At 58.3% G+C, this 12146-nt stretch carries 13 protein-coding genes; 9 read left to right on the forward strand and 4 right to left on the reverse strand.

Translation table 11 applies throughout. From position 1 onward, the window contains the following. From HMPREF3153_RS12865 to otsB, 5 genes are all read left to right on the forward strand, one after another. Window positions 1–449: hypothetical protein (locus HMPREF3153_RS12865; protein WP_210383009.1), on the forward strand; the 449-nt coding region annotated here is incomplete at its 5' end. Between the two features lie 224 nt (window positions 450–673). Beyond that, window positions 674–1021, forward strand: coding sequence for a hypothetical protein (locus HMPREF3153_RS07735; protein WP_049063230.1), 348 nt, complete (start codon window positions 674–676; stop codon window positions 1019–1021). Between the two features lie 5 nt (window positions 1022–1026). Next, window positions 1027–2457: an alpha,alpha-trehalose-phosphate synthase (UDP-forming) gene (locus HMPREF3153_RS07740; RefSeq protein WP_049063231.1), complete on the forward strand. Its 1431-nt coding sequence runs from the start codon at window positions 1027–1029 to the stop codon at window positions 2455–2457. Next, entirely contained in the window at window positions 2454–2951 is a 498-nt protein-coding gene (locus HMPREF3153_RS07745; RefSeq protein WP_239662593.1) for a metal ABC transporter substrate-binding protein, read from the forward strand. The genes HMPREF3153_RS07740 and HMPREF3153_RS07745 overlap by 4 nt, the downstream gene beginning before the upstream one ends. A gap of 20 nt (window positions 2952–2971) precedes the next feature. Next, window positions 2972–3718 (forward strand): trehalose-phosphatase, encoded by a 747-nt coding sequence (gene otsB, locus HMPREF3153_RS07750; protein ID WP_049063232.1) that lies wholly within the window; start codon window positions 2972–2974, stop codon window positions 3716–3718. A 115-nt stretch (window positions 3719–3833) separates the two neighbouring features. Here otsB and HMPREF3153_RS07755 read toward each other — a convergent pair whose 3' ends face one another. Further along, window positions 3834–4943, reverse strand: coding sequence for a LacI family DNA-binding transcriptional regulator (locus tag HMPREF3153_RS07755; RefSeq protein WP_049063233.1), 1110 nt, complete (start codon window positions 4941–4943; stop codon window positions 3834–3836). A 118-nt stretch (window positions 4944–5061) separates the two neighbouring features. On the opposite strand from HMPREF3153_RS07755, the gene HMPREF3153_RS07760 reads away from it, so the two are divergent. The 4 genes from HMPREF3153_RS07760 to HMPREF3153_RS07775 are packed head-to-tail and all read left to right on the forward strand — an operon-like array spanning window position 5062 to window position 8462. Then, window positions 5062–6015: a metal ABC transporter solute-binding protein, Zn/Mn family gene (locus HMPREF3153_RS07760; protein WP_070420502.1), complete on the forward strand. Its 954-nt coding sequence runs from the start codon at window positions 5062–5064 to the stop codon at window positions 6013–6015. After that, complete coding sequence (locus HMPREF3153_RS07765) at window positions 6015–6716, forward strand: metal ABC transporter ATP-binding protein (protein ID WP_049063235.1); 702 nt, start codon at window positions 6015–6017, stop codon at window positions 6714–6716. Before HMPREF3153_RS07760 ends, HMPREF3153_RS07765 begins: the two co-directional genes overlap by 1 nt. Further along, the gene (locus HMPREF3153_RS07770; protein ID WP_100619017.1) at window positions 6694–7650 is read left to right on the forward strand and encodes a metal ABC transporter permease; all 957 of its coding nucleotides are present in this window, start codon (window positions 6694–6696) and stop codon (window positions 7648–7650) included. The genes HMPREF3153_RS07765 and HMPREF3153_RS07770 overlap by 23 nt, the downstream gene beginning before the upstream one ends. Window positions 7651–7661: 11 nt before the next feature. Then, entirely contained in the window at window positions 7662–8462 is an 801-nt protein-coding gene (locus HMPREF3153_RS07775; RefSeq protein WP_070420503.1) for a CE1 family esterase, read from the forward strand. A gap of 680 nt (window positions 8463–9142) precedes the next feature. Here the strand turns inward: HMPREF3153_RS07775 and ccmA are convergent. From ccmA to HMPREF3153_RS12470, 3 genes are read right to left on the reverse strand one after another with little or no spacing between them, the layout of a single operon-like run. Then, window positions 9143–9769: a heme ABC exporter ATP-binding protein CcmA gene (gene ccmA / locus HMPREF3153_RS07785; protein WP_005529899.1), complete on the reverse strand. Its 627-nt coding sequence runs from the start codon at window positions 9767–9769 to the stop codon at window positions 9143–9145. Between the two features lie 3 nt (window positions 9770–9772). Next, on the reverse strand, window positions 9773–11758 hold the full coding sequence (locus HMPREF3153_RS07790; protein ID WP_005529897.1) for a hypothetical protein: 1986 nt from the start codon (window positions 11756–11758) through the stop codon (window positions 9773–9775). Window positions 11759–11764: 6 nt separating this feature from the next. Then, complete coding sequence (locus tag HMPREF3153_RS12470) at window positions 11765–12046, reverse strand: lactococcin 972 family bacteriocin (RefSeq protein WP_101504633.1); 282 nt, start codon at window positions 12044–12046, stop codon at window positions 11765–11767. Between the last annotated feature and the right edge of the window lie 100 nt (window positions 12047–12146).

The following is a 12146-nucleotide window of genomic DNA, read 5'->3' on the forward strand; positions in this document are numbered from 1 at the left end:
CCCCCGATGTGTCCACTTTCCGGGGGTCGGGCCCCGCAGCGATCAACCACCTGGCCAGCCTGTTTATAGCTTTTTCCAGCGTCAACAAGTTTCAAAGCTTTAGCGATGCGATCCCGCTCGCGTTGTATGGCTCCACCGCGACTGGTATTAGCGAGTTCGATACCGTCTTGGGCAAGGTATCGGTAAGCAGTCTGTGGGAAACCAGTCTCTTTCAGTGCGCTATGCGCAGACTGGCCGCTTTCTACAAGAGCAACGACCTTTTGGTACTGATCTTTGAATTTATTCTCAGTCAGACTCCGCTGACGCTGACCACGGCTAAGGCCCTCAGCCTGACGCCACACCTTCGCCGTAGCCTTCGAGACCCCCAACTCCTTCAGGATCACCGACATCGGACGCGCATCATGCAGATACGCCTCCACGTACCGCTCACACAGCCTCTTATCACTTGACATCTACACAACCTCCTAGCTGTATAGATGCATTCACCACCTGAACTCGCCTTCCCTGCACGGCACCGATTTGGCAGTTAGGGCGAAATCCTCGCCGTGCCCGGCGCCATAACCCAGGCCCACAAAATAGATCTCTGCGCACATAGCCCCGAATCCGCACCGCACGGCCGCATGGCGTAGAATATGCGGTCTGAAAGCTTTCACAACTCGTTCAGGAGGACTTCGTGCCACCAAAGGTCACTGACACTCAGCCCGCTGCAGACCAGAACAATGCAGTCGAGGAGGAGACCGCCCGCGCTGCGCGCCGCATCGTCGCTACTTATGCTGAGGACTTCCTCGATGGCGTGACCTTGATGTCCATGCTCGGCGTCGAGCCAGATGGCTTGGTACACAAGAAGGTCCTCGCAGAGCAGGAAGACGCTGCACCAAAGAAGGCTTCTAAGAAGTCCTCGAAGAAGGCAACCAAGAAATCTTCTAAGAAGACCACCAAGAAGGCAACGAAGAAGTCGACCAAGAAGTCCACAAAGAAGACCGCCAAGAAGGCTTCTAAGAAGACCACGAAGAAGGCCTAAGAACAATGTCTGGCCACGACAATTCCTTCGTGGTGGTGGCCAACCGCCTCCCCGTGGATCTGGAGATCCAACCGGACGGCACCCGCACCTGGAAGGCCTCGCCTGGCGGCTTGGTTACTGCTTTGTCGCCAGTGCTGGAGGCCGAGCAAGGCTGCTGGGTGGGCTGGCCAGGCATCACAAACGACGCCCCGGAACCCTTCCACACCGAAAACGGTGTGCTGCTGCACCCGGTCAAGCTGACCGACGTGGATTACGAGGGCTTCTACGAGGGCTTTTCTAACGCCACCCTGTGGCCGCTCTACCACGACCTCATCGTCACCCCGCAGTACAAGCGCGAGTGGTGGTACTCCTATCGCGAGGTCAACCTGCGCTTTGCCGAAGAAGTAGCCAAGGTCGCAGCACCCAACGCCACGGTGTGGGTACAGGACTATCAGCTGCAGCTGCTGCCAGGCATTCTGCGCCAACTACGCCCTGATCTCACCATCGGCTTCTTCCTGCATATCCCATTCCCTTCCGCAGATCTCTTCCTGCAACTGCCATGGCGCGAAGAGGTCGTCCGCGGGTTGATGGGCGCCGATGTCATCGGATTCCACCTCGAATCCAATGCCCGTAACTTCTTAGAGCTGGCCACTCGCCTCGGCTTAGAGGTCACGGGCGAGGTCAGCACGCGCGACATCACTGCCGGCATCAAGGTCGATGGCCGCACCGTTGGCGTGGGCGCGTTCCCGATCTCCATCAAGTCCTCCGACATGACGCGGTTCAGTAAGGCGGAGGACCGCGACGTCGCCAAGCTGCGTGCGGAATTCGGCGGCCACCACCGCGTCATTTTGGGCGTCGACAGGCTGGACTACACCAAGGGAATCCTGCAGCGCCTCAAAGCTTTCGAGGAGCTGCTGGAGTCGCAGGCGCTGGATCCGAGCGAGGTTACGCTGGTACAGATTGCCACGCCTTCGCGCGAGCGCATCGACCATTACCGCGTGACCCGCTCGCAGGTCGAGGAAGCCGTAGGCCGCATCAATGGGCGCTTCGGCCAGATTGGGCGGCCAGTGGTCCACTACGTGCACCGCGCGGTGGACAAGGACATGCTGCGCAAGTACTACCGGCTTGCCGACGTCATGCTGGTCACCCCTTTCAAAGACGGCATGAACCTGGTGGCCAAGGAGTATGTGACCTGCCACGACGACGGCCGCGGTGCATTGGTGCTCTCCGAGTTTGCCGGCGCCGCCGCGGAGCTCAAGCAGGCCAACCTATGCAACCCTTTCGACATAGAGTCCATCAAACGCGCCCTGCTCAGCGCATTGAAGGCGCTTGATGATTCACCCGACACCATGCGCCAGCACATGCTCGACCTGCACGCGCAGGTGGTCCAACACGACGTGGATGTATGGTCGCGCGCCTTTTTGAGCGCCCTAGAGAAAGCAGCGAAGAACAAGTGAAGCGAGTAATTACAGCGGCACTTCTCGCCGCATCAATGACACTTAGCGCCTGCGGCTCCGAGGATGAAGGGCCGCAGCCACGCGGTGACGAGAGAATCGTGGGCAAGGACTGGCAAGTAGTGGCTATCTACACCAAGCCGGATGAGCCTTCTGCGATTCCGCAGACCGCGAAGGCGGTGCCACAAATGAGTTTCGGCGAATCCTCCATTGTGGGCTCTACTGGCTGTGCGCCGTTCCAAGCCAAGGTCTCCTACAGCGAGGCCGAGGATGCCGCCAATATCCGCGACGCGGACACCATGCACATCGATAAGGTGCGAATGGATACCCGTCCCGACGATTGCACCGGCTCCGCACTGTGGGCGGATAATCTGCTACGCAATCTGCTGGCGGAAGACCATGATTTTGAGGTTCGGCTAAACCCGAATAATCAGCTGGTGCTGACTCTGGATACCGCCGAGGTGGACTCCCCCGCTATTCGCATGGTCTCGCTTTAGGGCTGTTTTAGGATGAGGGCATGATTGAAAAGCTCGCAGCAACCAAGCATCTGGCCGTAGTTTCTGACTTTGATGGCACCCTCGCCGGTTTTGCCAATGACATCTATGCGGTTCACGCCGAGCCGCGGTCGTTGGCTGCCCTGGAGCGTCTGGCGCAGCTGCCGGATACCACGGTGGCGGCGCTTTCTGGGCGCCACTTGGAAGGGCTAAAGCGCGTCTTCCCGCTGCGCGAGCCGGTTCTGTTGGGCGGCTCCCACGGCGCGGAGTCCTCGTGGCAGGACTCTTCCCTTTCGCCGGAAGCCCAGGCGCACTTGGACCGCAAGGAAGCAGAAATCCGTGAGCTGATGGAGCGCTTTCCTGGCGCAGAAATTGAGATTAAGCCTTTCCAGCGCGTGTTCCACCTGCGCCGCCTAGAGCTCAGCGACCCGGAGCTAGCCGCCGAGGCCTACGCTGCTTGCCGCGCACTCGACCCAGCCGGTTTCCCCATGACTGCCGGCAAGTCTGTCATCGAGTTCTCCGCTACCCAGGCCACGAAGGGCTCATGGATTTCCGAGCTGCGCGAGCGCGTCGGCGCCACCGCCACCGTCTTCCTGGGAGATGACGTCACCGATGAAGACGGATTCGCGGTTTTGAATCAGCCGCCAGACCTGGGCGTGAAGGTTGGCGAGGGCGAGACGCTAGCCGCACACCGCGTTCCGGATATTGCGGCTGTGTCTGATTTCTTGGAGGAGCTCGCCGCGGCCCGCGCGGTTCACCTCGGCGCTTAAGCGTGATGCGCGGTGAACGGGGCAAGCGCGGTAAACGGAGCAAGCGCGGTACATTTTGCCAAACAAGGCGCTGATTTCGGCAAGTTTTGGCGCAATATTTGGCAAAGTGTGCCGACTAGCGCCGCCAATCCAATAAATGCTGCTCGCGCGGCGAGCCCACCGTGGTCCCCTCGTTGAAGCGAGTGGGCAGCAGCTTATGGTCGTGTGCTGGGGCAGTCTCGGAAAGCGCGGCGTCGATATGCTCGGCCAACATGTGGCCTGCCGCCGCGCCTTTGGCTTTATTCGGCTGGACCACGGTAGTAAGCCCCGCCAGCAAGGCGGTGGTGATGCCGTCAAACCCCGTCACGGAGAGGTCTTTCGGTGCCGCGAGGCCAGCATCGCGCAAGACACCGAGCACGCCGAGCGCCATCGAGTCGGTGGTGCACAGCACGGCGGTCAGCTCAGGGCGCGCGGCAAGCAGCTCTTCCGCGGCAGCGCGCGCGGTGCTCGCATCGTTGATGTGGCGGGTGACAATGGGAATCTCGCCAATGCCTGCCTGTGCAAATACATCGAGAGCGCCCAGCACGCGGTCGCGCTGGACGTGCATGTCTGCGCGTTCGACCTGCTCCGGGCTCACGAAACCATCGATGCGCTCGTGGTGGAGACGAATGCACAGGATGCCAATGCGGCGATGGCCGGCCGCGAGCAACGCGCGGGCGGCGGGTTTGATTGCCTCTCGGTCATCGATGCCCACGAAGGGAAGGCCAGAGTCCTTGGGCTGATCGCAGACCACCAGCGGAAGACCACGCGTTCGCGCCGCTTCCACGGATTCGGACGAGACCGAGTAGATAACGAAGCCATCCACGGCGGCGCGGGTGAGGAGGGCGGCAGCGTCGTCGGAAGGGGCGTCGGGCCCTGCGGGAATCAGAGTTAGGGTGGTCGCGGCACCCGTGGATGCCTCTGCCATGCCGGCTAGAAAATCAACGGAGGCGGCGTCCTCGAAGGCGTAGGACAAGTGCTCGGTCAGGAGGACCCCCGTGGAGCCCGCGCGGCGGGTGCGCAGGCTGCGCGCGGTGGGGTCGGGGCCCGTGTAGCCGTGGGCTGCGGCCGCGGAGAGAATGCGTTCGCGCGTGGCTGGGGCCAGCTGGTCTGGGCGATTATATGCATTGGAAACGGTGGTACGCGAAACACCCAATTCAGCAGCCAGCGAGGCTAGCGTTTTCCGATTCTGGCTGCGTTTTACCATGCTGGCTACCCTACCCTGTTCACCTCTGCGTTTCGCGTTTCAGGCAAGGTCTTTAGCGAGCGGATTTTCAATACATTTCCGTTTGACAACAATTTTCAACAAACGCAAACTAGAGGGCATGAGTTTTTCCCTTAAATCCCTGGCTGCGCCCGCCGCTCTCCTGTGTGCAGGCAGCCTCACCCTGGCCGGTTGCTCCAGCACCGATAGCGCCGACGAGGACACCATCAAGGTCGTCGCCTCCACCTCCATCTGGGCAGATGTGGCCCAGGAAGTCATCGACTCCGCACAGGGGCAAGACGTCAAGATTGAGGTCGAGCCAATCGTCAAGGGCAACGGCATCGACCCGCACCACTTCGAGCCCACCGCGGCAGACATCGCCAAGGCCAACGAGGCCGACGTCCTCATCGTCGGTGGCGGCGGATACGATTCCTGGCTTTACCAGGCAGTAAAGAACCAGGACGAGATCATCCACGCGCTGCCGCTAACTGATCACGGCAAGCTTGACGAGCAGCCCGACGTGGTCACCGCGGCAGAGGCCAAGGACATCGCCAAGAAGGAGCCCTCCAAGGTCACCAACATCGAGGGCAATGAGCACGTCTGGTACGACGCTGCCGCCATCGAGAAGGTCGCCACCGAGGTCGCTGACCTCGTAAACGAGGAAAACCCAGAGGCCAAAGCCTCTGCTGATCCGCTGCTGGAGCGCGTCGAGGACATTAAGGAGCGTGTCGAGAAGCTGCCGAAGCTCAACTATGCGCAGACCGAGCCGATCGCGGACTACATCATGAAGTACACCCCTGCCTTGGACGTGACGCCGGAGGGCTTCCGCAAAGCTACTGTGTCCGAGGGCGAGCCAACCGCGGCGGACCTGGCGCGCTTTCTGCAGACCGTCAAGGACGGCAAGGTGGACCTGCTGATTTATAACCCACAGACCGAGACCGATATCTCCTCGCGCATCCACAAAGCAGCCGAGGAGCGCCACATCCCTATCGTGGAAATCGGTGAGACCCCACCAGAGGGCACGAACTTCCTCGACTACTACGAGCAGGCCGTGGACCACATCGAGGCGGCTTAGTGCTGGTTCAATTTCATGAAGCGGCCGTGGAACCGCTGTGGTCGGGGCTCAACCTGGGCGTCGACAAGCGCGAATTCATCGCCGTCTTGGGGCCAAACGGCGTGGGCAAGTCCACCTTGCTGGGCACCATCCTGGGCACGCGCCAGCTCACCGGAGGGCGCGTGGACGTCAATTCGCGGGTTGGTTTCATTCCGCAGCAGCGCATGTTTCCGCAGGATCTTCCCATGCGCGCCCGGGATTTGGTCTCACTGTCGTTGGCACACGGGGCCATCGCTAAGCGACGCCCCTCCCGCGCCCGCGTCGACGAACTCCTCGCGGAGGTGGGTGCCACCGGCATCGCCGAGCGCCGCGTGGGGCAGCTTTCGGGCGGTCAGCAACAGCTCATCCGGCAGGCCCAGGCGCTGGCCAATGACCCGCAGCTCATCCTTGCCGACGAACCATTACTCTCGCTCGATCCTGCCCGCCAGCAAGCGACCGTGGAAAAGCTCGACCGCTGGCGCAAAGAACGCGGCACCTCCTTGTTGTTCGTGACACACGGCATCAACCCGGTGCTAGGCGTGGTGGACAAGGTGCTCTACATCGCCCCGCATGGCCACATGTTTGGCGCTGTGGATGAGGTTATGCGCTCGGATGTCTTGTCTGAGCTGTATGGTTCCAAGGTCAACGTCATCGAGGTCGATGGGAGACTCATCGTTGTCTAATAAGTTTTTCGAAGACACCCAGTATCTGCTCGGCGTCGATTTCGTGCAGTCTTCCCTGTGGGCCTGCGCGCTGCTGGGCATCCTCTCTGGTGTGATGACCTCACTCATCGTGCTGCGCCAGATGTCCTTTTCAGTGCACGCGACGTCTGAGCTCGCCCTGATGGGCGCTTCGGCTGCCCTGCTTTTCGGATTTAACTTAGGCTTCGGTGCCATCGCGGGCGCCATCGTGGCCGCCATCATCCTGGCGGTGTTGGGGCTGAAAAGCCAGCAAGACAGCGCGATTGGCGTGGTGATGAGCTTTGGCCTTGGTCTATCGGTGCTGTTTTTGCATCTCTACCCGGGCAATTCCAATACGGCGATGACGCTGCTGACCGGCCAGATCGTGGGTGTTTCCGCAGCCTCGGTGTGGCTGCTGGCGCTGACTACCGTCATCATCGTGGGCGTCGTGTTGCTCTTCTGGCGCCCGCTGCTTTTCGCTTCCGCCGACTCGGTCATGGCGCAGGCAGCCGGCGTACCGGTGCGCGCTATCTCCGTAGGCTTTGCCATTCTGGTGGGCCTTACCGCGGCGCAGTCGGTGCAGATTGTCGGTTCGCTGCTGGTCATGGCGCTGCTGATTACACCGGGCGCAGCGGCAGTGCAGATCACCTCCTCGCCGGTGCGCGCGGTGCTGTGGTCCACGCTTTTCGCCGAGGTCGCCGCCGTGGGTGGCCTCATCCTCTCGCTAGCACCAGGCTTGCCAGTCTCGGTCTTCGTGACCACGATTTCTTTTGTCATTTACCTGGTTTGCCGCCTCGTGGGCTGGCTGCGCAACCGCCGTGCCGTGCGCGACGACATCGCCGCCGCCCGCGTCACCAAAGCTCACTTCGAGGGCCGCCGCGATGCCGAAAGCCACCACACCAGCACGCACGACGAAACCTGCGCCCACCCCGACTAAACTTTTGTTCCATGACCATCGTGGAATTTCAGGGCCAAAAGCGTAAATACACCGTCGTCGCGCCGGAAAATCCCGGCCCGAACCTGCTGCTTTTCCTCCACGGTTCGCTGCAAAATGGCAGCGTGATGCGGCGCTTTACAAACGGTACTTTTGATGAGCTCGCCGCCCGCACCGGCACGGTGGTTGTCTACCCCGACGGCGTGGACAGGCACTTCAACGACGCCCGCGCGGAGCTTCCGGTCAAGGCCCGTGAGCTTGGCATTGACGACGTCGCGTTCCTCCAGCACGTGGTGGATACAATCCACCACGAGTACGGCACGCAGCGCACCTACGCATGCGGTTATTCCAACGGTGGGCAGATGGTAATTCGCCTGCTTTTCGACGCCCCCGGCTTCCTCGACGGCGCCTGCATCTTCGCATCGACGATGGGCAGCGGCTCTAACCATGCGCCGTCTAATCCCGATGGTTATAAGCCCACCCCAATTCTCATGATGCACGGCACTGCGGATCCGCTAGCGCCTTATGAAGGCGGCCAAGCTGGCCTCGCCAATAGCTCCCGCGGCGAGGTTACTTCCGCGTTGTGGACTGCGCAGCGCTTCGCCACGATGAACGGTTGCTCTAAGGCCAAGGTAACCCGCCCGTTTTCTGATGTGTCTTTGCATTCCTGGGAAGGTGACAACCCCGTCGAACTGTGGACCATGGAAGGCGTGGGCCACGTCATCCCCTCGGGCAACGAGCTCGACGCGCGCTTGGGCCCGAATACCGATAGCTTCATCGCGGCCCAAGTGGTGGAGGACTTCTTCGGCTTATAGCCCCGCGGCTCGCCTCCCCGCTACTTACCCAGCCCTGGGCATTTGCAACAGGATGGCAGCTCAACCCATAGCGGGTAAGGTTTTGAGGGCTAACTGGACTCTGTTCTCTGCAGCAAATATGTCGAGCAGCTGGGAAACTATTTTCTTGATCATCGGCACAGAAAGATGGGTTTCCTCCGCGATGCCATAATTTGAGTGCCCACATATAATTCCGTTTAAAACTCGAAGCTGAATCGCGGATAGTCGCTCGAGGTTTCGCTGCATATCTGGTTCAGGCATTGTCCCAACAGCTACGCCGTTTATTTCAAAGCAACAACTTATTTTAAGGCCCCCATGGCCGGATCGAGCTTCCCGGGTAACCACACAATATGCAGACGCGCCCAAATTGATTGCCTTTTGAAGCTTCTCACGCGAATGCTGTGAATAATCCACCAAGTAAATGAAATCGCTGCTCTTTAACTCTTGTATATCCCATACCCAGGTCGCCGAGTCTTTGCGCTCGCACAACACCAGCAATTGCTCCTGTGAGCGAGACAATGCATTCAGCAGCTCCCTCTGAGTGGACGCACATTCAACCTGGGTCCAGAGGAAGTAGCGTCTTAGCTCATCGAGTATCGGTTGCTCATCGTCTCGGATGCCTGCGAGCAGACACGGCATATCCGAGTATTTCAATCGCCACACTAAAGCGTTACCTCGCAGTCTGCTTGGTCGGCTACATGCTTGGAATGCGTCGCGACGACGACAACGGCGCCTTGGTCAGCGAAAGCACGGAGGTGTTCAACAACCAGCTGAGCATTGTCCTCGTCAAGCGCCCCGGTTGGCTCGTCCGCCAATACGATTTTGGGCTTGGAAACGAGGATCCTCGCCAAGGCTACTCGTTGTTGTTCGCCGCCAGACAAGCCGCTGACCACACGCTTTTCATAGCCGCGTAAACCAACCTGCGCCAAAGCGCTGTCTAGCGCCTCGTCGAAAGCACGGCGCGAAACGTTACTGGCTGCGAGCTTCACGTTGTCGACAACGGTGAGGTCAGGAACCAAGCCGTAGTCTTGAAAGAGATACCCAACGCATTCGCGTCGATACTTGCGCAGTCGACCTGCCGATAGCGATGCAATGTTGTTTCCATCCCACATGATTGAGCCTTTGTCCGGCGAGATCAGACCGCCCAAGAGGTTCAACAGGGTGGTTTTCCCACTTCCGGAGACACCGGTTAATGCAGTCACCCGGCCAGCCGCAAAAGACCGCGTAAAGCCGGAAAGAATCATTTTTCCCTTCACACTGTAGTGAAGGTCTTCAACCTGAATTTCCATATCCTAATTTCCTTCGCTGTCTGTCCAGCGCATTTGATTTCGCGCACTAATCCACCAGGTCAAACCGATTGAAATACACATCCACACGATCGAAAATGCGACGACAGCAAGAACGGTTGCCGTGGACCACCTGTTTTCAAACCCCATCGACCACGTTGATGGATAGTGCGATTCCAGTTGTTCCTTATGCTCGCGCAAACGATACAAAACCCAGCCGATGGTGGTAACGAAAAAGAATAGCTCGGCCAGCAGAATCTTCCTGCACATCTTCCACGGGCTGCGCCCACAAATGAAGGAAACATAGAGCTCTCGCCGGAACGCCACCTGGAAACTGAAAAGCCCCGCGACGATTAACAAGGAAACCAGTAATATCGCTACGACCGTATTTAACGACCAAAGGCTGAATTGCTCTTTGGCTTCCTCAAGGGACGATCGCCAGGAATCAGCATGCGGTTGTGCCGTGGCGAGCACCTTGCCCACCGTCCCATCTTTCAGCTCACCAACGACAGTTGGCTCGATGGCAAGGAGGACTTTCTGCGAGGCTTTCGCGAGTAAATTCCGGTCACCGATAGCTTCAAGCCCCACTGGTAACGAAACCACAATGGGGTCATTAATTACTGGCCGCAGCTCAACGTCATAGGAAAAGACTTGCCCAAGCGAACAATCTTCTTTCCAGTTAAAATTTGGAACCTTCTTTTTCGCGAGTTCGGCTTCAAATGCAACAGAGTCAATAATCGTCTGTTTGGATTCTTCACTGAGGGCAACAGGAGCACAAACGGTTATGTCTTCTTCAGAAGGGGCAACACCAGCTTGAACGGCGAACCGATGGTTGCTGAGAATAACCGGGGCTTCCAGTTGAGTCGGCCAGGTAAGCCAAAAAGGATCCGCTAAGAGTAGCTTTCCTTCGCGGTCCGCCTGACGCAAGGGCGCTGCAGCTGCAGCCTGTTCTTTTTCATCCGGAGTGATATTCGAGCTCAGGGCAAACTCTTGCTCATTGGCATGTCCGATCCAATACGGTTGCAATTCCTCTCGCGCGGACACCTCAGCACCGGTATCAACCATCTGTGAAAGTGCCGTCAGGCTCGTCAAGAGTGCCAATAGCCGGACAGCATACAGTGCGTAGGTAATTGGACGCGCCCGAACCTTGCCTTTGATGGCCTGCGGGATCGAAATATTTCGAACCAATAACTGCCCGAGCACATAGCCCAGCGCCAAACCTACCCATTGGAGCAACACAGAAACGCCGAAAAAGGCCCAAAACAACGTCGCTTCTGCCCAGTCGTTGTAGAGATACAATGCCGCCGCAATAAAAATGATCGCAAGAAAAAATGGTAGCCATGTTTGCTTGGCAAGCCGCGTTACATCAAGCCTTAGCGTCTGCGATAGCTTTAGCCCCAAAAGTCTGTGAATGCCGATTTCGCGAGCCCGCACTAGGCAGTGCCCGCCACCCAACACGAGCGCGAGTAGAAAAGCAGCCGCGACCAACAAAGGCAGCGACGAAGTCATGACGAAACTCCAAGTCAAGTTCTGGAGCCCTATCACGGAATACCCGCGCTCCTCCAACCATGTCGTTAGGTCTCGAGCGTCATTTTCTGATCCTTTAATGTTAAAAACTTGGCGCGGTTCCTTAGTCGGAATTTCCGACAATGGATACCAAACAAACTTTTCGCCTCTCTGAAACTTTTGAGACTCAAAGTTAGCTGCACCTGAAGGCAGAGCCGAGGAGTAGATTCGCAGCTCACCATCCGAATCAGCTAGCGAGGCGTAATAAACCGATACGTCAAATCCTGAGTCTCCCGCAAATTCAGAAAGCTCAGGAAACAGTGTTTCTGTGTGACTGTCAGGTTCGAAGTCTTCGATCTGGACAAACTCGTTGCCAAGCCGGTAATCCAGAGTCGATAAGAGGCTGGCTCCGACAAAGGCAATGAATGCGCTACTAACCGTAGAGAGCAAAATCCCTACGGTTAGTAGTCTGACTGAAGTTTTCATCGAGCCTTAGCAGTGTCGGTAGTAGGACTTATTTCCAGAGGACTTCTTGGGAGCTGTTGCTCGTGACCAAGTGTTTTTGTTGACGCAACCGCTATCCGACTTGAAGGTACCAACAGCAGTTGAACCGTGCCGCACCCCATTGTGAAAGTAGTGCGACCAAACCTGGCCACTACCCGTACCGTAGTCCCACGTGCCGCCATCGATATTTACAATCGTGGCCCCAGCGACACCTGTACCGCCCAACGCCAACAAACCTGCGAGAGTTACTGAAACTGCTCGCTTAGACATGCTCACTTTTATAAGCATTCCTTTCTTGAGAAGAATCCGAACTTATAGCGCGCGCTGCTAAAAGATATACGCTGCCCATAAACTGGGTTCAAGTGTCAAA

Source organism: Corynebacterium sp. HMSC06C06, from assembly GCF_001807295.1.
Classification (GTDB): Bacteria; Actinomycetota; Actinomycetes; order Mycobacteriales; family Mycobacteriaceae; genus Corynebacterium; species Corynebacterium striatum.